This window comes from Corynebacterium sp. Marseille-P8863 (assembly GCF_946902955.1).
GTDB lineage: Bacteria > Actinomycetota > Actinomycetes > Mycobacteriales > Mycobacteriaceae > Corynebacterium > Corynebacterium gottingense.
Genome location: NZ_CAMPQC010000001.1, coordinates 385,579 through 409,003, shown reverse-complemented (window position 1 = coordinate 409,003; position 23,425 = coordinate 385,579). Strand labels below are relative to the sequence as shown.

General features: G+C 68.0%; 27 protein-coding genes and 1 riboswitch. Of the genes, 16 read left to right on the top strand and 11 right to left on the bottom strand.

What is annotated here, in order from left to right; translation table 11 throughout:
- The first annotated feature begins 85 nt into the window (after positions 1 to 85).
- Positions 86 to 586, top strand: coding sequence for a metallopeptidase family protein (locus tag OVO38_RS01990; RefSeq protein ID WP_095536406.1), 501 nt, complete (start codon positions 86 to 88; stop codon positions 584 to 586).
- A 27-nt stretch (positions 587 to 613) separates the two neighbouring features.
- On the opposite strand, the gene OVO38_RS01985 is transcribed toward OVO38_RS01990, so the two are convergent.
- From OVO38_RS01985 to OVO38_RS01975, 3 genes are all read right to left on the bottom strand, one after another.
- Positions 614 to 862 (bottom strand): WhiB family transcriptional regulator, encoded by a 249-nt coding sequence (locus tag OVO38_RS01985; protein ID WP_095279042.1) that lies wholly within the window; start codon positions 860 to 862, stop codon positions 614 to 616.
- A 385-nt stretch (positions 863 to 1,247) separates the two neighbouring features.
- The gene (locus tag OVO38_RS01980; RefSeq protein ID WP_095546071.1) at positions 1,248 to 2,342 is read right to left on the bottom strand and encodes a sugar phosphate nucleotidyltransferase; all 1,095 of its coding nucleotides are present in this window, start codon (positions 2,340 to 2,342) and stop codon (positions 1,248 to 1,250) included.
- Positions 2,343 to 2,348: 6 nt separating this feature from the next.
- Positions 2,349 to 3,284 (bottom strand): glycosyltransferase family 2 protein, encoded by a 936-nt coding sequence (locus tag OVO38_RS01975; RefSeq protein ID WP_267207637.1) that lies wholly within the window; start codon positions 3,282 to 3,284, stop codon positions 2,349 to 2,351.
- 99 nt (positions 3,285 to 3,383) lie between these two features.
- Here OVO38_RS01975 and OVO38_RS01970 point away from each other — a divergent pair, with 99 nt between their 5' ends.
- The 6 genes from OVO38_RS01970 to OVO38_RS01945 all read left to right on the top strand — a co-directional run bounded on the left by OVO38_RS01970 (position 3,384) and on the right by OVO38_RS01945 (position 9,163).
- Positions 3,384 to 4,982: an LCP family protein gene (locus OVO38_RS01970; RefSeq protein WP_416358557.1), complete on the top strand. Its 1,599-nt coding sequence runs from the start codon at positions 3,384 to 3,386 to the stop codon at positions 4,980 to 4,982.
- Between the two features lie 19 nt (positions 4,983 to 5,001).
- The gene (locus OVO38_RS01965) at positions 5,002 to 5,676 is read left to right on the top strand and encodes a TIGR03089 family protein (protein ID WP_267207635.1); all 675 of its coding nucleotides are present in this window, start codon (positions 5,002 to 5,004) and stop codon (positions 5,674 to 5,676) included.
- Between the two features lie 103 nt (positions 5,677 to 5,779).
- Positions 5,780 to 7,048, top strand: a complete 1,269-nt coding sequence (locus OVO38_RS01960; protein WP_267207634.1) for an ABC transporter substrate-binding protein — start codon at positions 5,780 to 5,782, stop codon at positions 7,046 to 7,048.
- A gap of 87 nt (positions 7,049 to 7,135) precedes the next feature.
- Positions 7,136 to 8,119: a carbohydrate ABC transporter permease gene (locus tag OVO38_RS01955; RefSeq protein WP_267207633.1), complete on the top strand. Its 984-nt coding sequence runs from the start codon at positions 7,136 to 7,138 to the stop codon at positions 8,117 to 8,119.
- Positions 8,116 to 8,937: a carbohydrate ABC transporter permease gene (locus tag OVO38_RS01950; RefSeq protein ID WP_095279030.1), complete on the top strand. Its 822-nt coding sequence runs from the start codon at positions 8,116 to 8,118 to the stop codon at positions 8,935 to 8,937. The genes OVO38_RS01955 and OVO38_RS01950 overlap by 4 nt, the downstream gene beginning before the upstream one ends.
- Position 8,938: 1 nt before the next feature.
- Positions 8,939 to 9,163 carry a hypothetical protein gene (locus OVO38_RS01945; protein ID WP_122086738.1) on the top strand — a complete coding sequence of 75 codons (225 nt, stop codon included), beginning with the start codon at positions 8,939 to 8,941 and terminating at the stop codon, positions 9,161 to 9,163.
- An 18-nt stretch (positions 9,164 to 9,181) separates the two neighbouring features.
- Here the strand turns inward: OVO38_RS01945 and OVO38_RS01940 are convergent, their stop codons facing one another.
- On the bottom strand, positions 9,182 to 10,270 hold the full coding sequence (locus OVO38_RS01940) for an HNH endonuclease (RefSeq protein ID WP_267207632.1): 1,089 nt from the start codon (positions 10,268 to 10,270) through the stop codon (positions 9,182 to 9,184).
- 158 nt (positions 10,271 to 10,428) lie between these two features.
- Here OVO38_RS01940 and OVO38_RS01935 point away from each other — a divergent pair, with 158 nt between their 5' ends.
- The 7 genes from OVO38_RS01935 (at position 10,429) to OVO38_RS01905 (ending at position 16,323) form a co-directional block, all read left to right on the top strand.
- Positions 10,429 to 10,821 carry a hypothetical protein gene (locus OVO38_RS01935; protein ID WP_267207631.1) on the top strand — a complete coding sequence of 131 codons (393 nt, stop codon included), beginning with the start codon at positions 10,429 to 10,431 and terminating at the stop codon, positions 10,819 to 10,821.
- A gap of 26 nt (positions 10,822 to 10,847) precedes the next feature.
- Positions 10,848 to 10,944, top strand: a riboswitch (TPP riboswitch).
- Positions 10,935 to 12,446, top strand: coding sequence for a bifunctional hydroxymethylpyrimidine kinase/phosphomethylpyrimidine kinase (locus OVO38_RS01930; RefSeq protein ID WP_267207630.1), 1,512 nt, complete (start codon positions 10,935 to 10,937; stop codon positions 12,444 to 12,446). Its footprint overlaps the riboswitch before it by 10 nt.
- The gene (locus OVO38_RS01925) at positions 12,439 to 13,104 is read left to right on the top strand and encodes a thiamine phosphate synthase (RefSeq protein WP_267207629.1); all 666 of its coding nucleotides are present in this window, start codon (positions 12,439 to 12,441) and stop codon (positions 13,102 to 13,104) included. The genes OVO38_RS01930 and OVO38_RS01925 overlap by 8 nt, the downstream gene beginning before the upstream one ends.
- Positions 13,101 to 14,216 (top strand): glycine oxidase ThiO, encoded by a 1,116-nt coding sequence (gene thiO / locus OVO38_RS01920; protein WP_267207628.1) that lies wholly within the window; start codon positions 13,101 to 13,103, stop codon positions 14,214 to 14,216. The genes OVO38_RS01925 and thiO overlap by 4 nt, the downstream gene beginning before the upstream one ends.
- A gap of 9 nt (positions 14,217 to 14,225) precedes the next feature.
- Positions 14,226 to 14,423, top strand: a complete 198-nt coding sequence (gene thiS / locus OVO38_RS01915; RefSeq protein WP_095278743.1) for a sulfur carrier protein ThiS — start codon at positions 14,226 to 14,228, stop codon at positions 14,421 to 14,423.
- 2 nt (positions 14,424 to 14,425) lie between these two features.
- Positions 14,426 to 15,220 (top strand): thiazole synthase, encoded by a 795-nt coding sequence (locus tag OVO38_RS01910; protein ID WP_267207627.1) that lies wholly within the window; start codon positions 14,426 to 14,428, stop codon positions 15,218 to 15,220.
- Entirely contained in the window at positions 15,217 to 16,323 is a 1,107-nt protein-coding gene (locus OVO38_RS01905; RefSeq protein WP_267207626.1) for a ThiF family adenylyltransferase, read from the top strand. The genes OVO38_RS01910 and OVO38_RS01905 overlap by 4 nt, the downstream gene beginning before the upstream one ends.
- A gap of 17 nt (positions 16,324 to 16,340) precedes the next feature.
- On the opposite strand, the gene OVO38_RS01900 is transcribed toward OVO38_RS01905, so the two are convergent.
- The 4 genes from OVO38_RS01900 to OVO38_RS01885 all read right to left on the bottom strand — a co-directional run bounded on the left by OVO38_RS01900 (position 16,341) and on the right by OVO38_RS01885 (position 19,270).
- Positions 16,341 to 16,967, bottom strand: a complete 627-nt coding sequence (locus OVO38_RS01900; protein WP_165765843.1) for a DUF305 domain-containing protein — start codon at positions 16,965 to 16,967, stop codon at positions 16,341 to 16,343.
- A gap of 108 nt (positions 16,968 to 17,075) precedes the next feature.
- A complete protein-coding gene (locus OVO38_RS01895) occupies positions 17,076 to 17,567 on the bottom strand; it encodes a YdcF family protein (RefSeq protein WP_267207625.1) in 492 nt (163 codons plus the stop codon).
- The gene (gene purE / locus OVO38_RS01890; protein ID WP_267207624.1) at positions 17,560 to 18,069 is read right to left on the bottom strand and encodes a 5-(carboxyamino)imidazole ribonucleotide mutase; all 510 of its coding nucleotides are present in this window, start codon (positions 18,067 to 18,069) and stop codon (positions 17,560 to 17,562) included. The genes OVO38_RS01895 and purE overlap by 8 nt, the downstream gene beginning before the upstream one ends.
- Before the next feature lie 40 nt (positions 18,070 to 18,109).
- Positions 18,110 to 19,270 carry a 5-(carboxyamino)imidazole ribonucleotide synthase gene (locus tag OVO38_RS01885; protein ID WP_416358560.1) on the bottom strand — a complete coding sequence of 387 codons (1,161 nt, stop codon included), beginning with the start codon at positions 19,268 to 19,270 and terminating at the stop codon, positions 18,110 to 18,112.
- Between the two features lie 41 nt (positions 19,271 to 19,311).
- Here OVO38_RS01885 and budA point away from each other — a divergent pair, with 41 nt between their 5' ends.
- Entirely contained in the window at positions 19,312 to 20,064 is a 753-nt protein-coding gene (gene budA / locus OVO38_RS01880; protein ID WP_267207622.1) for an acetolactate decarboxylase, read from the top strand.
- On the opposite strand, the gene OVO38_RS01875 is transcribed toward budA, so the two are convergent.
- From OVO38_RS01875 to OVO38_RS01865, 3 genes are read right to left on the bottom strand one after another with little or no spacing between them, the layout of a single operon-like run.
- Entirely contained in the window at positions 20,061 to 20,513 is a 453-nt protein-coding gene (locus OVO38_RS01875) for a hypothetical protein (protein WP_323746814.1), read from the bottom strand. The genes budA and OVO38_RS01875 overlap by 4 nt on opposite strands.
- 21 nt (positions 20,514 to 20,534) lie before the next feature.
- Positions 20,535 to 21,257 (bottom strand): biotin--[acetyl-CoA-carboxylase] ligase, encoded by a 723-nt coding sequence (locus OVO38_RS01870; protein WP_267207621.1) that lies wholly within the window; start codon positions 21,255 to 21,257, stop codon positions 20,535 to 20,537.
- 21 nt (positions 21,258 to 21,278) lie between these two features.
- Entirely contained in the window at positions 21,279 to 21,659 is a 381-nt protein-coding gene (locus tag OVO38_RS01865; protein ID WP_267207620.1) for a holo-ACP synthase, read from the bottom strand.
- A gap of 154 nt (positions 21,660 to 21,813) precedes the next feature.
- Between OVO38_RS01865 and OVO38_RS01860 the strand changes: the two genes are divergently transcribed.
- Positions 21,814 to 23,412 (top strand): acyl-CoA carboxylase subunit beta, encoded by a 1,599-nt coding sequence (locus OVO38_RS01860; RefSeq protein ID WP_267207619.1) that lies wholly within the window; start codon positions 21,814 to 21,816, stop codon positions 23,410 to 23,412.
- The last annotated feature ends 13 nt before the right edge of the window (positions 23,413 to 23,425 follow it).

Below are 23,425 nucleotides of genomic sequence, written 5' to 3'. Positions count from 1 at the left end.
GTCTAAACCCCGGCTTGAGGTTTGTGAAGTGCGACGCGGCGCGCCCCGCCGGAATCGCGCGCCGCTGGGCCTAGGATGTGGCCGTATGAGAGGTTCCACTCGGATTGGCGGCACGCCGGAGGATTCGCCGCTCCAGCTGCGCAGTGCGCGCGACCGGCACGGCCGGGGCGCCCGCGGGCCGCTGCTGCCGGTCGGCGTCCCGCGCTACCGCACCCGCTCGACCGCGTTTGACCAGCTGGTACTCGAGTCCTACGCGCCGCTGCACAACGCGTACGCGGTGCAACTGTCGGGGGTGGACCTCGCCGTCGACACCATCCCGCGGATGCGCCTGCGCGCCGACATGACTGTCCTGCCTGATGAGATCATCGCGGACGGCCCCGTCCCCCTCGGCCGCGTCCTCCCCGCGGGCGTGGACCGCAACGGCCGTCCGACCCGGGCGCGCCTGGTGGTGTTTCGGCGTCCCGTCGAAAAGCGTGCGCGCACAGCAGAAGAGCAGTCGGAGCTCCTCACCTGGATCCTGACTGCTCTGGTCGCGCAGTACCTCAACCTGGATCCGCGCGACATTGACGACACATTCCCCTGGTAGCCAGGGGCGGGTGCTTGCTTGCGCCCCTTAGCCGATCTGCTTCTTCAGACGGCGACGCTCGCGGTCCGAAAGACCGCCCCAAATGCCGAAGCGCTCGTCGTGCTCCAGCGCGTACTCGAGGCACTCGTCGCGCACGGCGCACGCCTTGCAGATCCGCTTCGCCTCACGGGTCGAGCCACCCTTGTCCGGGAAGAAGGCGTCCGGATCGGTTTGCGCGCACAGCGCTTGGTCCTGCCATTCCTTCTCGACAGCGCCAAACAACTCCTCGAGGGTCATGCCACCCGCGACCGCGCCGCGGAGGTGGGCGCTATTCGCCTGATTCGCCGAGTCTTCCACGCTTCCCCCTCCTTCCGTTGTTGTTTTCGTTCTACTCGCTTACTACGTGAAGCCCCCGCCGCTTCGGACACTACGGCCAGTGCCTGCGGGCGGGTCTCCACGGACGACTCACGTCGATGTGATTACGAAAACGATTACACACCGAAGCCCTAAATAGCCGCAACATAAATCAGTGATTACTTCACGCGTCCGGCACGTTTCCCACGTCATTCGCCACACAAATCACATGCGTCACACGCCTCGCCCGGAGGGGGTAAAAGGCGGGGGTACTAGATGTAGTGGGGGTGCCGAAATCTGGGAACTAGTTCGCGGTTTTGGCGTGTCGTTACGCGTCCGGCGAGAAGCGCACGCCCGAGTCCGGGATGCTCACGCCCGGCCAGATGCGCATCCCTGCCTGGAGCTCGCAGCGCGCGCCGATTTCCACGCCCTCGCCGATCACGCAGTCGGAGATCCGCGCGTTCGCGCCGATCCGCGCGCCCGACGCGATGATGGAGTTGCGCACGACCGCGCCCGGCTCGATGGTGACGCCGTCGAAGATCACGGAGGCATCGACACGCGACCCCGCGCCGATCACGCTGCCCCGGCCGACCGCGGTGCCGCCGATGAGAATCACGCCGCCGGACACGCCCGCGGACTCGTCCACAAACGACTCCCCCGTCTTGCCCGCCAGCAGCGGCGAGTACGCGATGCCGCGCACCACGTCGGAGGACCCCTCGACAAAGTCGTGCGGGCGGCCCATGTCGCGCCAGTACGAGGAATCGACGTGGCCGACCACCTTCGCGCCCGACTCCAGCAGGCCCGGGAAGGTCTCGCGCTCCACGGAGACCACGCGGCCCGCCGGGATCTGCTCGATCACGCTGCGCTTGAACACGTAGCAGCCGGCGTTGATCTGGTCCGTCGGCGGATCCTCCGTCTTTTCCAGGAACGCCTGCACGTTGCCGTCTTTGTCCGTGGGCACCGAGCCGAACGCGCGCGGGTCAGGCACGCGCACCAGGTGCAGCGTCACGTCCGCGTCGTGCTCGACGTGCGTGCCCAGGATTGCGCTCAAGTCCGCGCCGGAGAGGACGTCGCCGTTGAACACCATCGCGTTGTCGTAGCGCAGCTTGTCGGCGACGTTACGGATCGCGCCGCCGGTGCCAAGCGCCTCTTCCTCCACGACGTACTCGATCTCCAGCCCGAAGTCCGAGCCGTCGCCGAAGTACTCCTCAAACACCTCGGCCTTGTAGGAGGTGCCCAGCACCACGTGGTGCATCCCGGCTTCCTTAATACGGGCGAGCAGGTGGCTCAGGAACGGGTGCCCCGCCGTGGGCAGCATCGGCTTCGGCGTCCCCACGGTCAGCGGGCGTAGGCGCGTGCCGCGACCGCCAACGAGGATCACCGCATCCGTTCGCTCCGGATGCGCAACAACGTTTTCAACCATCTCTTCTCACTTCGCTTCCGTATGTCGTGTGGCGTTCGCCTTCGCCCGGGTCTGCATCACGCTGCGCAGCTTCAGCCCCGCCCACAGCGCCCATCGCACCGGCGCCTGCCACCAGGCCGGGTGCCTGTCGCGCTGGAACCGGTACGCCGACGCGTGGTGCGCCGGCACCGTCACCAGCGAGAACTTGTCCGCAACGTGGCCTTGGTCGTGCAGGATTATCGACGACGGGCAGTACACATTCAGCCACCCAGCGCGCGTCAACCGATCGCCCAGGTCAATGTCCTCGAGGTACATGAAGTAGCGCTCGTCAAAGCCGCCGATCGCCGCGAACGCCTCCCAGCGCACGAGCAGGCACGCGCCCGAAAGCCAGCCAGCTTCGCGTTGCACGTCCATCGCGGAGCCCGCCTTATAGACGGTGGTGAAGGGGTTCGTTGGCCAGACGTCGTAAAGCAAGGCGTGCCCGATGCCCACGGTGAGGCCGGGCACGCGCCTGGCGCTGGGGTACGCGGAGCCGTCGGCCTCCTCGATGCGCGGGCCGACCGCACCGGCGCGCGGCGCCCCGTCGAGGCAGCGCAGCAGCTCGTCGAGGCTGCCAGGGCGGAACTCCACGTCGGGGTTCACAATAAGAAAGGCATCGGGGTCGATCTCGCCGGAAGCGCGCAGCGGCTCCAGGTGGCGCACCGCCGCGTTGATCGCGGCGCCGTAGCCGATGTTGCCGCCGGTAGGGAAAAATTCCACGTGCTCGTGCGCGCGGGCCGCCGCCTGCGGCGCACCGTCCGTCGACCCGTTGTCGGCGCACACCAAGCGCACCCTGCGTGCGGTGGCGCGCTCGAGGGAGGCGACCAGCGCCGCCAGGTGCTCGCCCGGCGAATAGGTCACGGTGATGACCGCCAGCGCGGGCTGCGCGTCGGGGCTGCCGTTGAGTCGATCGTCGTTTCTCACAATGCGCTCAGCATACCCACTGGCGCGCCGGATCCCGCGCACGGCGCACGGCGAGGCGCACCGAAAACGCGGATCCGGCGGAGGCATGTCGTATAATGCATGGCCGTGAACGACAACCCTAGGCGCGCCCGCGACATCCAGCCGGCCCCTTCCCGCACGAGGGACCTGAAGCAATCGGGCCACCCGGTGGTGAAGGGCATCCTCGCCGCGTGCTCCGCGGCCGCGCTCGTCGTCTCCGGGGTCGGCTACTTCACCGTGGGCAAGCTGGACAGCCAGCTCAGCGCCTCTGAGCTGAACATCGGGAAGAAGCAGCGTAACGACGACAACGAGGCGCTCGACGGCGCCGTCGACATCCTGCTCGTCGGCTCCGACTCGCGCACCGACGCCCAGGGCAACCCGCTGTCCCCCGACGAGCTCGCGCGCCTCAACGCGGGCGAGGCCGACGGCGAGATTAATACGGACACGATGATGGTCATCCGCGTCCCCGAGGACGGCTCCCGCGCCACCGCCGTCTCCATCCCGCGCGACACCTACGTGCACACCGACGACTACGGCAACATGAAGATCAACGGCGTCTACGGCGCGCACGCGGGCGCGAAGCGTGAGGAGCTGCTTGACGACGGCGAGGCGGAAGGCCCCGAGCTCGAGCAGCAAGTCGCCCGCGCGGGCCAGGAGGGGCTTATCGACGCCATCGCCGACCTCACCGGCGTCGAGGTCGACCACTTCGCGCAGGTCGGCCTGCTCGGCTTCGTCCTGCTCACCGACGCCGTGGGCGGCGTCGACGTCTGCCTCAACGCCCCCGTCAACGAGCCGCTGTCCGGCGCGAACTTCCCCGCCGGCGAGCAAACCCTCGACGGCACCCAGGCGCTCTCGTTCGTCCGCCAGCGCCACGACCTGCCGCGGGGCGACCTGGACCGCATCGTGCGCCAGCAGGCATACATGGCGTCGCTGGTCCAGCGCATCCTCTCGGCCGGCACGCTGACCAACCCGTCGAAGCTGCGCGACCTGTCCAACGCCGCGGAGCGCTCCGTCACGCTGGACCGCGGCTGGGACGTGGTCCGCTTCGCGCAGCAGATGTCCGGCCTGGGCGGCGGCAACGTCACCTTCACCACCATCCCGGTGACCTCGGTGAACGGCATCGGCGACTACGGCGAATCCATCATCACGGTCGACCCGCCGCAGGTGCACAGGTTCATGGAGACGGTCGTGGAACCGCAGGACGAAGCGCAGGATGATGGCACCGGAGAGGACTCGGTGGCGTCGGAAAGCGCGGGCACCGCCGAGGGCTTTGAGAACTACAGTCTCTACGTGCTCAACGCTGGCGCCGGCACCGGGCAGGCGGGCGCGGTGGGCGACTACCTCACCGACGAGGGGATGAACGTCGCCGACGTCTCCAACGCCATGGACGGCGTGTACTGGGAAAGCCAGATCGTCACCGCGGATCCGGCGGACCCGGCCGCCCAACAGCTCGCCGAGCGCCTTGGCAACGTGCCCGTGACCGCCAACGCGAACGTCGAACCGGGCAGCCTCATCGTGGTCATCGCCGCCGACTACGCGGGTCCGGCGATGCTCAGCCCCGAGGAGCGCGAGGAGGTCCCGTCCGAAGCGCCCGTCGGCACCCCGGGTGAGGACTTCGGCGCCGCCGAGACCGGCCCGGAGATTACGGCGGGCGGCAACGGCCCCCGCTGCGTGAACTAGCAACCTATGATGGGCGGGCATGAGCATGCTCACCCCCCTTTTGCGTACTGACCCTGCGAGCCCGCGGCTGACCGTCTACGACGAAGCGCGCGGCACCCGCATGGAGTTCTCCGCCCAAACGCTGGACAACTGGGCGAACAAGGTCGCCAACATGCTCGACGAGGAATTCGAGCTCCCGCCGGCCGCCGGCGCCATCTGCATCGACCTCCCCGCCTCGTGGCAGTCCGCAGTGATCGCGCTGGGCGCCTACAACTCGTCGCGCGTCCCGCACATCGGACCGTGGGACGGCGGGGCGCCGGAGGTGGTGTTCGTGGGCGTCGATGATGCGGCACGGTGGGCGCACGTTCCGGACTGCGTCGTGGTGTCGGATGACCCCTTCGGCCGCGGCGTCGTCGAAGCGGGCGGTGAGCTCCCCACGGGCACCATCGACTTCGGCCCCACCGTGCGCTTCTACGGCGACCAGTACTTCGGCGCGTCGGCCGACCTCGCCGCGTGGGCCACCCCCGAATTGGGGCCGGAACGGTACTGGGTCCCGGCGTGGACCTCCGCGGCGGAGTTCGAGCAGTACGTGCTCGCGCCGCTCGCCGCGGGCGGGTCCGTCGTCGCCGCGACAGGGCTCGTCTCCGCAGACAGGCAGCAGGAAATTATGGAGATTGAGAAGGTGGGGCGGCGGTTGGGCGTCGATAAGCGATAGCCCGCGCGCACCCCCGTTGGTGGGCAAAAACCAGAAATTTTGTGCGGAAACGGGCACCGGCGGAATACATTGTGAGGGACCAGCGAATACGAAAGGTATTGGTATGAAGCTCACCGCCACCCGCAAGACCGGCGCAGTGCTGTGCGCGATCGCGCTCGCCGCCACCGGACTCACCGCCTGCTCCAACAGCGAATCCGACTCCGAGGCCTCCGGGGGCGCGAGCGGCGCCGCAGCCGAGGGCAACGAGCGCGGCCCCATCACCTTCGCCATGGGGCGCAATGACACGGACAAGCTGATTCCGATCATCGACAAGTGGAACGCCGAACACCCCGACGAGCAGGTCACGCTCTCCGAGCTCGCCGGCGAGGCCGACGACCAGCGCGACACCCTCGTGCAGTCCCTCCAGGCGGGCGGCGATGACTACGACGTCATGGCGCTCGACGTCGTGTGGACCGCCGACTTCGCCGCCAACCAGTGGCTCCAGCCGCTCGAGGGCGACTTCGCCGTCGACACCTCCGGACTGCTGCCGGCCACCGTCGAGTCCGCGACCTACGGCGACAAGCTCGTCGCCCTGCCGCAGAACACCAACGGCCAGCTCCTGTTCCGCAACGCTGACGTGATCGAGGAAGCGCCGGACACTTTCGAGGACATCCGCAGCGCCTGCGCCGCCCTCGAGGGCGACACCGACTGCCTCACCACCCAGCTCAAGCAGTACGAGGGCCTGACCGTCAACTCCCTCGGCTTTATCAACGGCTGGGGCGGCGAGGTCCTCGATGATTCCGGCCAGCCCACCGTCGAGTCCGACGAGGCCAAGGCGGGGCTCCAGGCGCTTGTCGACGCCTACGCGGACGGCACCATCTCCCAGTCCTCCACCGCCGCAACAGAGGAGGAAACCAACCTGGCGTTCACCGAGGGCAAGACCGCCTTTGCCATCAACTGGCCGTACATGTACGCCAACGCCGAGGAAGCCGGTCTGAACTTCGAGGTCCAGCCGCTGGTGGGCAAGGACGGCGTCGGCGTGTCCACACTCGGCGGCTACAACAACGGCATCAACGTGAACTCGAAGCACAAGGCGACCGCGCTGGACTTCATCAAGTTCGTGATCAACGAGGAAAACCAGCTCTCGCTCGCCGAGAACTCCTTCCCGCCGGTGCTCGCCTCGATTTACGACGACGCCGAGCTGGTCAAGGAGCACCCGTACCTGCCGGCGCTCAAGGAGTCCCTGGAGAACGCGAAGCCGCGCCCGGTCTCCCCGTTCTACCCGGCGATCTCCAAGGCCATCCAGGACAACGCGTACGCCGCGCTGACCTCCGGAAAGAGCATTGACGACGCGACGAAGGACATGGCCAGCGCCATCCAGCAGGCCTCCTAGTAGCCCACGCATCACGCCCGCCACCGTTTACACTGCGGTCGCGGGCGTTTTGCCCGTTTACGCACCAAAAGAAATGGAGTGTGGTGTATGACAACCGCTTCCCCCAAACGGCGAAGGCACCGCAGCGACGCCGGCAAGGCCGCCGCGCTCGTCGCCCCGGCGCTCGCCGTGCTGGCTGTCGTGATCGGCTACCCGATCGTGCGCGCCATCTGGCTCTCGTTCCAGTCCGACAAACACCTCGACCCCGCCACCGGCCTGTTCACCGAGGGCGGCTTCGCGGGCGTCGAGCACTACCTGTACTGGCTGACCAACCGGTGCATGACCGCCTCCGGCGAGGTCGGCGCGTGTCCGCCGGGTGTGCTGGCGACCGACTTCTGGCCGTCGGTAAGCGTGACCCTCTTCTTCACCGCCGTGACGGTCGCGCTTGAGACGGTGCTGGGCATCGGCATGGCGCTGGTGATGAACCACCCGTCGCGCGTCCGCTCCCTCATCCGCGCCGCCGTGCTCATCCCGTGGGCCATCCCCACCGCCGTGACGGCGAAACTGTGGCAGTTCATGTTCGCGCCCAGCGGCATCGTCAACTCGCTGCTCGGCCACAATATCGCCTGGACCACCGACCCGTGGGCCGCGCGCTTCGCCGTCATCATCGCCGACGTGTGGAAGACCACCCCGTTCATGGCGCTGCTCATCCTCGCCGGCCTCCAGATGATCCCGCGCGACGTCTACGAGGCAGCGCGTGTCGACGGCGCGTCGTCCCTCCAAACCTTCACCCGCATCACCCTGCCGCTGGTGCGCCCCGCGCTCATGGTCGCCATCCTGTTCCGCACCCTCGACGCGCTGCGCATGTACGACCTGCCCGTCATCATGATCTCCGGGTCCTCCAACTCCCCCACCGCGACGATCTCCCAGCTCGTGGTCGAGGACATGCGCCAAGGCAACTTCAACAGCGCCTCCGCCCTGTCCACGCTCATCTTCCTGCTCATCTTCACAGTCGCATTCGTCATGATCCGATTCCTGGGCGCTGATGTGGGTGGCAGGCAGGCGTCGAAAAGCATGAAAGGCACGCGATGAAAAAGTTCTGGCACTACGCAGGCGTCATCTTCATCATGTTCTGGGGGCTCGCTCCCTTCTACTGGATGCTCGTGACCGCGCTGCGCGACCAAGCGCACACCTTCGACACCACACCGTGGCCGACGCACGTGACGCTGGACAACTTCCGCGACGCGCTCGCCACCGACAAGGGCAACGACTTCCTCGGGGCGATCGGCAACTCGCTGCTCATCTCGCTGACTACCACCGCGCTCGCCGTGCTCGTCGGCGTGTTCACCGCGTACGCGCTCGCCCGCCTCGACTTCCCCGGCAAGGGCATCGTCACCGGCATCATCCTCGCCGCGTCGATGTTCCCGGGGATCGCGCTGGTCACGCCGCTGTTCCAGCTGTTTGGCGACCTCGGGTGGATCGGCACCTACCGCGCGATGATCATCCCCAACATCTCGTTCGCGCTGCCGCTGACCGTGTACACGCTCATCTCGTTCTTCCAGCAGCTGCCCTGGGAGCTCGAGGAGGCAGCGCGTGTCGACGGCGCAACCCGCGGCCAGGCCTTCCGCCTCGTGCTGCTGCCGCTGGCCGCGCCCGCGATCTTCACCACCGCCATCATCGCGTTCATCACAACCTGGAACGAGTTCATGCTGGCCAGGCAGCTGTCCAACACCTCGACGGAGCCGGTGACGGTGGCGATCGCGCGCTTCTCCGGGCCGAGCGCGTTCGAGTACCCGTACGCGGCGATCATGGCGGCGGGGTCGCTGGTGACCGTGCCGCTGATCATCATGGTGCTGATCTTCCAGCGGCGCATCGTCGCAGGCCTGACCGCCGGCGGCGTGAAGGGTTAGCATGGACCAGCGCACAGACCTGATGTGGCAGGCGATCGTCGGGTTCGTCGGCTTCTTCGCCCTCCTCGCCCTCGTGCAGGGGCTGGTCAACGTGTTCCGCGACCAACCCGCGATCTGGCCCGGCCTGCTCGCCGGCGCGCTCGCGCTCGCCGAGTGGTGGCTCGTTCGCCGCTGGCTGGCGTGGCGCAACTCAGCGCTTGACGACGACACCCAGACACCCCAATAGGCGCCAGGGGTACTGGCGCTACGTGGTTGCTGGGGTGTGGGCGAGGCGTTGTGCGCGTCTGTCGGGGTCGGCGTGATCGACCCCGCCGGGTATTCGATACCCACTCGGGCTCTGCCACGTGACGCGCCCGCGGTGCCGGTGCATCCGGCCGCGGGAGGGCCTGCCGTTTTGCCGATTATGATACGTGCATAACCAACACAGGTTCCTAATCTCGGTGCTTCCCCCGCTGGCCCACTCGGTGAGGTGGTGCGCCTCGGAGACATCCGCCGGCTGGTGGCAATCCGCCCAGGCGCATGTCGGCCCGTCGGCACTCATTAACAGCCGCAGCTCCCGGGTCGCCCGCCTCGGGTTGACAGGGTCATCCCCGGCAAGGGTGGTCGCATACAGGTTGACCGGCCCGTCAGTCGGCGAGATCAACGCGATATAGCCCGCCTTGTTGAGCTTCCGGTTGACCAGCTCGGCACCGTCAAGCCACTCGCCGTTGGTCAGCTGCACCTGGATCTCGGCGGCGTTGTTGGAGTGGGTGCGCCAGGCGGCGAACTCGCCGATGTCCATGTTGAGCACCGTGGTGATCGCAGGTGCGGCAGCACGGGCGGTGGCATTACCGGTCAGCCAGGCTGCCGGGTCGGGGTGTGCTGCGTGGTAGGCGGCGAGCACGTCGCTGGTGCGCCCCGTCACGTGCAGGGTGGACAGTCCCTTGTCGTGGTAGGTGATGCTTGCTTTCGGCGCCCGCGGAGTAGGCGGGGCGAGCTTCTTTTTCAGTTTCTTCGCCTCGCGCATGATGGTGCGCAAATCGCCGTCGGTCTCGCACAGGGCGCGGCGGTATTTCCAGCGATCCGCATCCTTGGTCAGGCTGCGCGACGAGCGGGCGATAAAGGCGAGGGTGTCGATCCGGTGGCCGCGGTCGCGTGCGGCGTCGATGCAGGCGGTCTGCGCCCGACGGTTGCGCACCGGGGCGAAGAAGACCTCGGCGGCGGTGGTCAGTTGGACGGCGCGGTCGGGGTCCATGCCGCGAGAGATCAGGGTCTCGGCGCTTGACGACGCGGCCGCGGCAACAAGGTCGATGCCGCGGCTGTCGAGGGTGATCAGGTCGTCGAGAAGCGTCATGCCACACAGCATAAACTCCCCTGACCTGCGGGTTCAATGGTTTGTGAGAAGGATTCCACTTTCGGCCGAGCAGGGAACCGGAGGGGTGTTTTCAACGTCTAATAAGGTTTCGGGATTTCAACGCAGCACGCGCACAGGAAAGTGCTACAACTGATGCTATGAAACGAGCAACCAGGGCGTTTATCACCGCAGCAACTTCCACCGCCATGATCGCCGCCGCGCAGCCGGCCCTCGCACAGGAGGGCGCCGGCGAGATGGGCGTGACCGTCAACGGCGAGCCGGTGAGCGTGGAGCAGGGCGAGGGCGACGAGGTCGTCGTCAACGTCGACGTCGCCGCCGACGGCACCGCCGATTCAGGCGAGCAAGCGCAGCAAGCGCAGCCGGTCGAGGAAGAAACCCAGGGCACCGACGTCACCGTGGGCAAGGAGCTCGACGTCGCCGCGATGCTGCTCGGTCTCGTCGCGCTCGTCGCCGCGCTGGCCGCCGGCTGGCTGTACTTCGCCGCGCCGGTCCTGGGCATCGAGCTGCCCACGTTCAACCTGCCGTTCTAGCGGCGCGGGGGCTGTGCTAGCGTCGCCAGTGTGACACGGGGTGCCCCGAGCGAGGGGCTGAGATCAGACCCGTCGAACCTGCACTAGCTCGAACTAGCGAAGGGATTGTCCCCATGCACGCTGCGCCCGCACTGCCCCGCATCCTCACCATCGCCGGCACCGATCCGACCGGCGGCGCCGGAGTCCAGGCCGACATCAAGTCGATCCAGGCCGCCGGCGGGTACTCGTATAGCGTCGTGACCTCGCTGGTCGCGCAGAACACGACTGGCGTGCAGGAGATTTTCGCCCCGCCGGTCGAGTTCCTGCGCTCGCAGCTGCGGTCCGTCGCGGACGACGTGGAGATCGACGCCATCAAGATCGGCATGCTCGGCACCACCGAGATCATCGACGTGGTCCGCGACTTCCTCACCGCACACGCGCGAACGTGCAGGGTGGTGTTGGATCCGGTGATGGTGGCGTCGTCAAGCGATCGGCTCCTTACGCGCGAGGCTGAAGCGGCCCTGCGCGAGCTGGCACGGCTCGCCGACGTGATCACCCCGAACCTGCCTGAGCTGGCCGTGCTCGCCGGCGCGGAGACCGCCACCGAATTCGACGCCGCGATCGCGCAGGCGCAGGGACTGGCGCGCGAGCTGGGCACGACCGTCATTGTCAAGGGCGGCCACCTGGGCGGCGCGCACGCGGATAACGCCGTGGTCACCGCCGAGAGCGTGCACCGCGTGCCCGTGCAGCGCGTGGACACCAAGAATACGCACGGCACCGGCTGCTCGTTCTCCTCGGCGCTGGCCACGCGGCTGGGCGCCGGCTTTGACACGCCCGCGGCGACGGAGTGGGCGTCGCGTTGGCTGCACGAGGCGATCGCGCACGCCGATGCGCTCGCCGTTGGGCGCGGTCACGGCCCCGTCGATCACGGGCACATGAACCGTCGCATGCAGCGCGCGGCCGATACGCGCCCCGAGCACTTTTTGCTTATCGACGCCCCACCAACCCCTCCCCTCGCCACCCCGGCCGGCCCCAACACCCAGGCACTGTGGGACGCCTCGGCGCCGTACCTCACCGCCATCATGGAGCTGCCGTTCATCCGCGCGCTCGGCGACGGCACCCTGCGCCGCGAGGACTTCCTCTTCTACCTCGAGCAGGACGCGTACTACCTGGTGAGGTACGCGCGCTCCCTGCACGCGCTCGGCGGCGCGTGGGCCGAGGACGCGAACGAGGCGATCGCCGACGAGCAGGAGATGCAGCGCACGTGGCTCGCTGACCTGGACCGCGAGACGCTGCCGTCGCCGGTCACGCGCGCCTACACCGACTTCCTGCTGGCCTCCACGCTCGGCGAGCCGGCGGCGATCGGCCAGGCCGCGGTGCTGCCCTGCTACTGGCTGTACTACGAGGTCGGCGCGCGCCTGGCCAAGCGCAACCACGACGCGCACCCCTACCACGACTGGCTGGCCACCTACGCCGGCGACGAGTTCCTGGCGTCGGTGCGCGGCGCGATCGACCGCTGCGAGCGCACGCTCGCGGACGACCCGGACGCGCTCGACGACGCGGTGCGCGCGTGCGCCGTCGCCTCGCGCTACGAGCTCGACTTCTTCGACCAGGCCGACCGCGCGTGGGTGATCCGCGATGTCTAGGCCGCTCGACCTGCGCTGCTACTTCGTCACCGGGCAGCCCGCCGAGGAGGTCCCGCGCATCGCTGCGCTGGCGGCCGCGGGCGGCGCGGGCGTGATCCAGGTGCGCAGCAAGCCGATCGAAGAGTCCGCGCTCGAGTCGCTGGCCTGCGCGGTCGCCGACGCCGTCGCTAAAGCCAACCCCGCCACGCGCGTGCTTATCGACGACAACGTCCACCTCGCCGCCCGCCTCATCCCCACCCACCACGTCCACGGCGTGCACATCGGCCAGGACGACATGGACCCGCGCGACGCCCGCGCGCTGCTGGGCCCAGACGCCATCATCGGCCTGACCACCGGGACCCTCGACCTGGTGCAGGAGGCCAACGAGTACGCCGGCGTGATCGACTACATCGGCGCGGGCCCGTTCCGCCCCACGCCCACGAAGGACTCGGGCCGCGCCCCGATCGGGCTTGACGGGTACCCGGCGCTCGTCGAGGCGTCGCGGCTGCCGGTGGTGGCGATCGGCGACGTCCACGCCTCCGACGCCGCCGACCTCGCCGCTCGAGGGGTGGCGGGTGTAGCCATCGTGCGCGGCTTCATGCGCGCCGAGGACCCGCGGGCGATGGCGGCGGGCATCGCGGCCGACTTCGACCGCGTGGCTGCGGGCGGCGCGCTGTGAGCACCTACGAACACGTCATCGTCGGCGCCGGCATCATCGGCCTGACCACCGCCTTCGAGCTCGTGCGACGCGGGGTGGACCCGCAACGCATCGCGCTCGTGGACCCGGCGCCCACCAGCGGCGCGACCAACGTTGCTGGCGGCATGCTCGCCCCGGCCGCGGAGGTGCAGTACCGGCAGGAGCCGCTCTACCCGCTCATGCTGCAGTCGGCGGAGTTGTACCCGTCGCTGGTCGCGGACCTCGTCGCGGCCATCCCCGGCACCGACGTGGGGTACCGCACCGAGTCGACGTTCGTCGTCGCCGCCGACCGCGCCGACGCCACCCACCTGTGCGAGCTCACCGAGCACCAGCACACACACGGGATGGACGTCGACAGGCTGACGCTGCGCCAGGCCCGCACCCAGGAGCCGGGCCTTAGTCCGCAGCTCGCGGGCGTGGTGGAGATCCCCGGCGACCACCAGGTCAACCCGCGGATGTTCGCCGCCGCCCTGCTGCGCGTGCTGGAACACAAGGGCGTTCGGCTTGTCCGCGAGAAGGCGGGCGCGCTGCTGTGGGAGGGGGCGGCGTGTGTGGGGGTTGAGGTGGGCGTCGAGAAGCGAAACGTGCTCGGCGCGACGACCTACGTGTGTAACGGGCTTGGGGCGCGCGCACTCGGCTTGCCGCTGAACCTGCGGCCGGTGCGCGGCGACATGCTGCGGCTCGGGGCCGCCAACGCGCCGGTGGGCCGCGTGATCCGCGCGTTTGTGGAGGATCGGCCGGTCTACATCATTCCGCGCACCGACGGCACGATCGCCGTGGGCGCGACCAGCCGCGAGGACGCGCGCGAGCGGCCAGCCGTCGACGGGGTGTACACGCTGCTGCGCGACGCGATCCGCATCGTGCCCGGGCTCGAGGACTGCGAACTCATCGAGGCGCTCGTGGGCAACCGTCCCGGCACGCCCGATGACCTGCCGTACCTGGGGCTCGGCGGCGAGAACCTCGTCGTGTCCACCGGCTATTTCCGGCACGGCATCCTGCTGGCGGCGCTCGGCGCGCGCGTCGGCGCTGACCTTGGGCTTCGACGCACCACGGCGGTGGACATCGCCGCGTGCGACCCCGCCCGCCACAAGTAAAGGAGCATCATGCGCATTACTGTCAACGATCAACCCCGCACCTTCGACGCCGCGCCCACCGTCGCGCAGCTCGTCGACGAGGTGGTGGGCCGTACCGAGGGTGTCGCCGTGGCCGTCAACGGCAAGGTAGTGCCCGCGAGCCAGTGGGGCCTCATGCTTAACGACGCCGACGTGGCCGACATCCTCACCGCCGTCCAGGGAGGCTAACCGTGCTGCAGATCGCGGATAAGGAATTCGACTCGCACCTGATCATGGGCACGGGCGGGGCGACGAGCCAGCAGCTGCTGGAAGACGCGCTCGTTGCCAGTGGGACGCAGTTGACGACGGTGGCGATGCGTCGGCACGCGGCGCGCGCAGACGGCGGCGGCGAGAGCGTCTTCGACATGCTCACCCGCCTGGGGATCGACCCGCTGCCGAATACTGCTGGCTGCCGCACGGCGCGCGACGCGGTGCTTACCGCGCAGCTGGCGCGCGAGGCGCTCGGCACGAACTGGGTGAAGGTGGAGGTCATCGCCGACGATCACACACTCCTGCCCGACGTGGTCGAGCTCGTCGACGCCTGCGAACTCCTCGTCGCCGACGGCTTCACCGTCCTCGCGTATACCTCCGACGACCCGGTGGTGGCGGCGCGCCTCGAGCAGGTCGGCGTCCACGCGGTCATGCCGCTGGGCTCGCCGATCGGCACCGGGCTCGGAATCCTCAACCCGCACAACATCGAGCTGATCTGCTCGCGCGCCGAGGTGCCAGTGCTTCTCGACGCCGGCGTGGGCACCGCCTCCGACGCCGCACTTGCCATGGAACTCGGCTGCGACGGAGTGCTGCTGGCCAGTGCCGTGAACCGCTGCCAGGACCCTGTCGCCATGGCAAACGCGATGCGCCACGCGGTGGAGGCGGGCCGCCTGGCGCGCGGCGCGGGACGGATTCCGCGGCGGACGCATGCGGAGGGCGCGGTGGCGTCGTCAAGCTTTGCGGGCCTGGCGAGCTGGGAGGACCAGGTGCTATGAGCCTCCCCCACGCTGAGCTACGGCGCACCGCGCGCCAGACGCTGCTGCCGGGCTTCGGGCTGGCGGGCCAGGAGGCGCTCAATCGCGCGCACGTGCTGGTCATCGGCGCGGGCGGGCTCGGGTGTCCGGTGATGCAGTCGCTGGTGGCGACGGGCGTCGGCACGATCACGGTCATCGACGACGACGTCGTGGGTGACACCAACATCCACCGCCAGATCCTGTTTAGCGCCGCCGATGTCGGCCGGCCCAAAGTCGAGGTGGCGGCCGAGCAGCTGCGACGGCACCGCGACGACGTGCACATCAACGCCCTGAACGAACGACTCGACGCGTCCAACGCCGCCGAGTACTTCCGCGACGCGGACCTGGTCATCGACGGCTCCGACACGTTCACCACGAAGTTCCTCGCAGCCGACGCCGCCGAACTCACCGGCACCCCGCTGGTGTGGGGCTCGGTGCTGCGCTTCCACGGCGAGATCGCGGTCTGGCACTCCGGCCCGGACATGCGCGGCGTGGGCCTGCGCGACCTCTACCCCACCCACCCCGCGCCCGAGGACACCCCGGACTGCGCCACCGCAGGCGTGCTCGGCGTGACCACCTCCGTCGTCGGCGGGCTCATGGCCACCGAGGCCGTCAAGCTCCTCGCCGGGATGGACGAGGCGGAGATCGGCGTGCTCACCGTCTACGAGGCGCTCGCCGGCACGCTCAAGCGCTTCCAGGTCGCGGCCGACCCGGAGCGCGAGCTGGTGACGAGCCTGGACGCCCACGCCGCGCCGGCCGCCTCGTGCGCGGTGCCACAGCACGGCGACGGCGAGAAAGCGCGGCTACTCGCGCAGATCGCGGACGGCGAAGCGACCGCGCTCGACGTGCGCGAACTCGGTGAGAAGGCGATCAAGGACCTGCCGCAGGAATCCGCGCACCTGCCCACGTCCGCGTGGCGCGAGGACCCGGACGCGGCGATCGCGCTGCTCGACGAGCTGCGCGGTGCGGGCGACGTCGTGGTGTACTGCGCCTCCGGGAAGCGGTCCGCGGACTTTGTGGAGCGCTTCGGCGAGGCCGCCGCGGAGCGCGGAGTCACGCTGCGCAGCCTGCCGGGCGGGCTCTAGCCGCCGCGCCGTGCAGGTTACTCAGTCAGAGTGCTTTCGCCTCGGGCCTCGAGGAGCTGTTCCATCTCGTCCATCTCGGCGGTTTGGACGTCGAGCATTTGCTGGGCCAGGTCCACGAGGGGCTGGTAGCCGCCGTTGTCGATCTGGTCTTGGGTCATGGCAACGGCACCCTCGTGGTGGGAGTGCATCAGCTGGAGGAACAGGGTGTCTGCGTCCTCGCCATCAAGTTTTTCCAGCTGCTCCATCTGCTCTGGCATCAGCATGCCGTTGGCGACGTGCGGGGCGTGCTGTGCCATCAGGTCGCCTTGGTCCCATTGCTCGGCCCAGTCGACCATGGTGTCGATCTCTTCCTCTTGCCCGACTTTAATCCGTTCAGCTAAGTCCGCTGTGGCTTCGCTGGTGCCGTCCGCGGCCAGGATGATGTCGCTCATGTCCACGGCTTGCTGGTGGTGCGGTGTCATCATCCCGAGAAAGTGCAGGTCCACCCCGTTGACTTCTGCGGGTTGGTTGGCCCCGGATGTCACCTCGACACCGTCCTTGTCGGTCTGGGTGGCGTTTTCTCCGGCGCATGAGACTGCACTGACCCCCAGTAGTGCAACGGCAGCCAGGCCGATGATGCGTCGTCGTAGTGGTGTGTGTGTCATGAAAGGGCCCTCCTCAGACCGAAGTATCTGCGCCATACCCAGAATGGGTATACCCCCTTAGGGTATCGCAGAGCGCTCACACCACGCCGAAGGGGGCCAGCGCTCGCCCTATCTAGGCGGGATACCCAGTTTGTGCGCGAGGCGTCGCCAAGCAACGCGCGCGGCGGAGTGCGGCAGCGCGACGACCTCACGGGCATAGTTCTTCGCCCGCGAGCGCCGCGGGGTGCGCGCCGGCACCATCTCCACCGGAATGCCCAGGTGCCAGGCCCACACGCGCGTGCGGCGGACGTGGAAGTTGCTGGTCACCACGATCAGGCGCGATGCGTGCGGGAAGAGCGCGCGGGAGTTCTCCAGGTTCTCGTTCGTCGACGTCGCGCGAGGCTCCTCCACAATCAGCTCGCGGGGCACGCCTCGCTCGGCGAGCCAGCGCGCCATCACGCCCGACTCGCCGCGGCCGGTGACGACGATGGTCCGCTCTGCCCCGGCGCGGGCGTCGATACGCCAGCGCACGAGCGCGGCGACGAGACGGGCGCGGAGCATGCGGGAGGGGCGACCGTCGATAATGCGTGCCCCGAGCACCACGATGGGGCTGCTACTCACCCAGCAACCGGCTGCGCAGCGCCTCGTCCTTCTTCTCCACGGCGGCGGCCATGTCCTCCTGGTAGCGCACCATCTTCGACTGCAGCTCGGCGTCGGCTGCGCCGAGGATGCGCGCCGCGAGCAGACCGGCGTTCTTCGCCCCGCCGATGGAGACGGTAGCCACGGGCACGCCCGCCGGCATCTGCACGATGGACAGCAACGAATCCATGCCGTCGAGCGTGTCCAGCGCGCGCGGGATGCCAATGACCGGCAGCGGCGTCGCAGCCGCGACCATGCCGGGCAGGTGGGCGGCACCGCCAGCGCAGGCGATGATCGCGCGCAGGCCCCGCTCGTGCGCCGACTTCGCGTACGCGAGCATCTTCTCGGGCGTGCGGTGCGCGGACACCACGCCAACTTCGAAGGGCACGCCGAACTCGGCGAGCACCTCGGCGGCGGGTGCCACGGTGTCCCAGTCGGAATCGGAGCCCATGATCAGGCCAACGAGGGGTTGCTGTGCGGTCATCGGTTCAACCTTTCTTGTTGCAGCGCTTTTCGACGCCAGCCTACGTCCAGCTTGCCGTCACCAGGAACTGCGCGGCGTGCTCGGCGAGCTTGCGCGTGGTCACCACGTCGTAGCCGGTGACGTTGACGTGCCCGATCTTGCGACCCGGGCGCCAGTCCTTGCCGTAGAGGTGGACCTTCGCCTCCGGGTAGCGCAGCATGACTTCCTTGACGCGGCGCTCCATCGGCATCTCCGGGTCCTCCTCGCCGCCGAGGACGTTGACCATGACAGTGACGGGGGCGACCATTTCGGTCTCGCCGAGCGGGAAGTCCAGCACGGCGCGCATGTGCTGCTCAAACTGGGAGGTCAGGCAGCCGTCCTGCGTCCAGTGGCCCGTGTTGTGGGGACGCATGGCCAGCTCATTGACGGACACGGCGGTGCCGGTCTCCGTCTCGTACTCGAACAGCTCCACCGCCATCACGCCGGTGACGTCGAGCTTGCGGGCGATGAGCTTGGCCAGGTTCTGGCACTCGCGCGCCAGCTGCGTCGACAGGTCCGGGGCCGGGGCGATCGCGACGTGGCAGATGCCGTCGGTCTGGCGCGACTCCACGACCGGCCACACGCGCATCTCGCCGGAGCGGGTGCGCGCCACCATTGCGGACAGCTCGCGGACAAAGTCGACCTTCTCCTCGGCGTAAAGCACGATGTCTTGGCCCAGCATGTCGTCCACCAGCTCCACGAATTCGTCGAGCGAGTCCGGGAACCACACGCCCTTGCCGTCGTAGCCGCCGCGGGTGGTCTTCAGGCATACGCGGTGCTCGTGGCGCTCCCAGAACGATTTCGCCGCATCCACCGAGTCGATCGGCGCGTAGTCCGGCACCGGCACCCCGAGCGATTCCAGCTTGCGGCGCTGCTCCAGCTTGTCCTGGGCGTAGATGAGGGCTTCGGGGCGTGGTTCGACGGCCACGTTGGCGTCGATAAGCTGCTCCAAATGCTCATTGGGCACATGCTCGTGGTCGAAGGTGACCGCGGCCGCACCGCGCGACACCTCCTGGAGATCCTCCAGGTTGGTGTAATCGCCGAGGCGCACATCGCCGAAGACCTGCGCGGCCGAAGAATCCTCACTTCCCGCGAGCAGGCGCGTGTGCAGGCCGAGCTCGATGGCCTCGGTGTGCATCATGCGGGCAAGTTGGCCGTCACCGACGACCACGACAGTTGGCATAAGTTGTGCGTCCTTCACGCACTTCACCTTACCCTGGTGCTATGGCTTCGAAATATCAGGCGCTTTCCCGCCACACCATCTTCCAGAACTCGCTTATGACCGCTCTCCTCGACGGCATTTACGACGGCGAGCTGACCATCAGCGACATCCTGTCCAAAGGCAACTTCGGCCTCGGCACCTTCGATGCGCTCGACGGCGAGATGATTATCCTCGACGGAGTCTGCTACCAGCTCACCAGCGACGGCAAGGCGCGCATCGCCGACCTCGACCAGCGCACCCCGTTTACGGTGGTGACGAACTTCGTGCCGCGCATCGCCGTCGACGCGCCCCAGGGCATGCGCCGCGGCGAACTGTCCGCCTTCGTGGACAGCCTGGAGCCCAGCCGCAACTTCTTCTACGCCGTGCGCATCACCGGCACCTTCGACAAGGTGGTCACCCGCACCGTGAGCAAGCAGGAAAAGCCCTACCGCCCCATGACCGAAGCAATTAACGACGACGCCGAGCACCGCTTCGAAAACGTCACCGGCGTCATCGGCGGCTTCCGCACCCCCGCCTACGCCAAGGGCATCAGCGTGCCGGGCTGCCACGTCCACTTCATCGACGACGAGCGCACCTCCGGCGGCCACGTCCTCGACTACACCGTGCGCGAAGCCCGCATCGAACTGTGCCCCGGCACCGACATGGACCTCCACCTGCCGGTCACCGCCGAGTTCCAGCAGAGCGACCTCACTCCGGAGGACCTGGACAGCCAGCTGCACGACACCGAGATCAAGGGCGCGCAGATCAACGGCTAACGCAGCTCGCCGGCAAGCGCTTTTTGCAGCGCCTTGTCGACGGCGCGCGCCTTGCCCACCTGCTCGAAAACAAGCGGGCGGTCGTAGCCATAGACCGCCACCGAGATCGAACCCTTGACGCGGCGGGCGGAGTGGACCTGTTCCAGGGGGATGGAGTCGACCGCGCCACGCCGCCCGCGCGCGAGGATGCGGCGGTCCGTGAGGATGAAGCGGCGCCGACGGGAACTCACCAGCGGCGCAACGAAGCGCCACAGCGCCAACAGCGCCCACGCGAGGACGACCAGGTTGCGCAGCGCCGGGTCTACGTTGGGTGTTACGTCCATCCAACCGATCGCGATCCAGGCCACGCCTGTAATCACGATGAGTTCCATCAGGGGGAAGGTGAGGGTGGAAAGGGGGGCGCAGACGTCGACAAGCACTTGCTCGTCTTGGTTTGTCTGAAATCGCACCTTTCTTGACATGCGACCAGGCTACTGTTTCGGGCGCAGGTGATGCACATCGCCGACCGAGTACGCGGTGCCGTCGATGATGACCTCGCCATTGTCATTGACGCCGTCGACGCGGCCGTGCACATCGCGGTCGTGCAGCTCCATGCGCACCGTCTGGCCGATCGTGGAGCAGACCTTACGGTAATCGGCGAGCAGCTGCGGGTCGCGGTCCTGCCACTGGCCGAGGCGGTGGCCCATGGCGCGGAGGATCTCGATGGTGAAGTCGTCGAAATCCACATCAATGCCCTCGAGGTTGAGCGCGGTCGCGGTGTCGACGGGCAGCTGCTCTTCACGGAAGTTGACGTTGATGCCGATGCCCACGACCACGTTCGGCAGCGCAAGGTTGGACAGGATGCCCGCGATCTTCTTGCCACCGATCTGCACGTCGTTCGGCCACTTCAGGCGCGCCTGCGGCACGACGTCGGTCACCGCCACTCCCGGGGCGATGGACAGCAGGCCGAAGTGGTTCGGGTCTCGGCCTGCGTCAATGACCATGCTCATGGCCAGCTGCGCCCCCTTCGGCGTGACCCAGGTGCGGTTGAGGCGCCCTTTGGACGCGGTCTGCTCGTTGGCAATAAGCACCATGCCCGCCTCGCCCTCTTTGACCATGTCGGCGTTGGTGGAGCCGGTGGTCTCGACGTAGCGCACCTTCGGCCAGAAGTCGGCGACGGCGTCTTGGATGCGGGCGAGGTCCTGTACTGTCATGCCACCGAGTTTAAGCGGTGTTTAAGCGGTGTCCACCAAGCACGTGGCAGTGGCGTAGTCGCCGTCGTGGCTCAGTGACAGCGACGCGACCTTCGGGGCACCGGCGTCAGCGAGCTGTGGGTGCAGCGCAAGGGTGGGGCGCGAGTGGGCGTCGATAAGCACTTCGAGCTGACGAAGGTCGAGGGTGGCGAGCGCGGGCGGGCGGCCGAAACGGCTGGAACCCCACGCCTTGATGTAGGCCTCTTTGGCGGCCCAGCGGGCGGCGAGTGAGGCGTCGCGGTCGGGTTTGGCGGCGCAGTCGCGCAGCTCGCAGTCGGTGAACGCGCGGGTGAAAGTGGTGCCTGGGGTGGCGAGCTGCGTGCGGAACGTGGGGATGTGGACGAGATCGGTGCCGATGTGCACGCGTTGACTCCTTACACGACGGGGACGTGATGAAACTCACAAGCGGGCGTTCCCCCACCTCAACGGGCGGACCAACATCCCAAAACCTACCGGAGTGTAGGTTATTCATGTTTTGCATAGCTAATTATTAACACAAAAGTTTATGCTACCCCGCATGACAGTTTCAGCGAAGATGTCGCACACGACACAAACCACCGCAGAAAAACTCGACGACCTGCGCGCCCGCCGCGCCGAAGCGCTCGCCCCCATGGGCGAGCAGGCGCACGCGAAGGTGCGCGACGCCGGAAGGCTCACCGCTCGCGAGCGGCTCGACTACATCCTGGACGAGGGATCGTTCGTGGAAACCGACATGCTCGCCCGTCACCGCACCCACGACTTCGGGATGCACGCCAAGCGCCCGGTCACCGACGGCATCGTCACCGGCTGGGGCACCATCGACGGCCGCGAGGTCTGCATCTTCTCCCAGGACGGCACCGTCTTCGGCGGCGCACTCGGCGAGGTCTACGGCGAAAAGATGATCAAGATCCAGAAGCTGGCCGTCACCACCGGCCGCCCACTGATTGGCCTCTACGAGGGCGCGGGCGCGCGCATCCAGGACGGCGTGGTCTCGCTCGACTGGATCGCGCAAACCTTCTACCAGAACGTGCAGGCCAGTGGCGTGGTGCCTCAGATCTCCGTGATCCTGGGCGCCTGCGCCGGCGGCAACGCGTACTCACCCGCGCTCACCGACTTCGTGGTGATGGTGGATCAGACCTCCAAAATGTTTGTCACCGGCCCGGACGTGATCAAGACCGTCACTGGCGAGGAGATCAGCCAGGAGGAGCTCGGCGGGGCGTGGACGCACATGGCCACCGCGGGCAACTGCCACTACGTCGCCAAAACCGACCAGGAGGCGCTCGACTGGGTGATGGATCTGGTGGGCTACCTGCCCGCCAATAGTCGGGAGAAGGCGGGCACGGAGTCGTCGATAAGCAATGAGCCCAAGGAGGCGCTGGATACGATCATCCCCGACTCTCCCAACACCCCGTATGACGTGCGCGAGGTCATCGCCGAGCTCGCCGACGACGGCGAATACCTCGAAATCATGGAGCAGCGCGCCGAAAACGTCGTCACCGCGTTCGGGCACATCGACGACCAGGTCGTCGGCTTTGTGGCGAACCAGCCGCAGGTCTTCGCCGGCTGCCTGGACATCGATTCCTCCGAGAAGGCCGCCCGCTTCGTGCGCACCTGCGACGCCTTCAACATCCCCATCGTCATGCTGGTGGACGTGCCCGGGTTCCTCCCCGGCGCGGGCCAGGAGTACGGCGGCATCCTGCGCCGCGGCGCGAAGCTGCTGTATGCCTACGGCGAGGCGACCGTGCCGAAAATCACCGTGACCATGCGCAAGGCTTACGGCGGCGCGTACTGCGTTATGGGTTCGAAGGGCCTGGGCGCGGATGTGAACCTCGCCTGGCCCACGGCTCAGATCGCGGTGATGGGCGCGGCCGGTGCCGTCGGGTTTATCAACCGAAAGGAGATCAAGGCCGCGCGCGAGTCTGGGATGGAAGAGCAGGAGATCGCCGAGCTGATCGCCAGTTTCGAGCGCGAGTACGAGGACACCATTCTCAACCCGTATAACGCCGCCGAGCGCGGGCTCATCGACGCGGTGATCCTGCCTTCGGAGACCCGCGATGCGATCGCCGCCAACCTGCGTCTCTACCGCGGCAAGACTGTCGCCCGCCCCGCCCGCAAGCACGGCAACATGCCACTGTAACCCCGCCTCCCAG